This is a genomic window from Leifsonia sp. SIMBA_070 (genome assembly GCF_046534635.1).
Taxonomy (GTDB): domain Bacteria; phylum Actinomycetota; class Actinomycetes; order Actinomycetales; family Microbacteriaceae; genus Leifsonia.
In genome coordinates this window covers 1-229 of sequence record NZ_JAWRYK010001066.1, presented here as the reverse complement: position 1 = coordinate 229, position 229 = coordinate 1, and the positions used below count along the sequence as shown (strand labels likewise).

The 229-nt window shown below is 64.6% G+C and carries 1 protein-coding gene; it reads left to right on the top strand.

From position 1 onward, the window contains the following. Positions 1 to 229: phage tail protein (locus SB754_RS23415; RefSeq protein WP_410784625.1), on the top strand; the 229-nt coding region annotated here is incomplete at both ends.

Below are 229 nucleotides of genomic sequence, written 5' to 3'. Positions count from 1 at the left end.
GCACGGAGCGCAAGAGCCGCTACACGTTCGCCCAAGTCGGCTGGAACGATCCGGCGAACCAGTACAAGGCGGCCGTGGAGCCGGTGCAGGACGACGAGGGCGTGGCTCGCTATGGCATCGTCAAAGCGAGCATTACTGCTTTTGGCACGACCTCGCAGGGGCAGGCGCATCGGCTCGGCCTGTGGACGCTCGTTTCGTCGCGCGTCGAGACGCAGGCTGTATCGTTCAA